Source organism: Kluyvera huaxiensis, assembly GCF_040149365.1.
In the GTDB taxonomy this organism is placed as follows: Bacteria; Pseudomonadota; Gammaproteobacteria; order Enterobacterales; family Enterobacteriaceae; genus Kluyvera; species Kluyvera intermedia_A.
In genome coordinates this window covers 1-208 of the sequence record NZ_JBEFLV010000078.1, presented here as the reverse complement: position 1 = coordinate 208, position 208 = coordinate 1, and the positions used below count along the sequence as shown (strand labels likewise).

The 208-nt window shown below is 51.4% G+C and carries 1 rRNA gene; it reads right to left on the bottom strand.

The features are described 5' to 3' along the window. A 16S ribosomal RNA gene (locus tag ABOC97_RS24110) occupies positions 1–208 on the bottom strand; the annotation flags it as partial.

The following is a 208-nucleotide window of genomic DNA, read 5'->3' as shown; positions in this document are numbered from 1 at the left end:
ATAAGGGTTGCGCTCGTTGCGGGACTTAACCCAACATTTCACAACACGAGCTGACGACAGCCATGCAGCACCTGTCTCAGAGTTCCCGAAGGCACCAAAGCATCTCTGCTAAGTTCTCTGGATGTCAAGAGTAGGTAAGGTTCTTCGCGTTGCATCGAATTAAACCACATGCTCCACCGCTTGTGCGGGCCCCCGTCAATTCATTTGA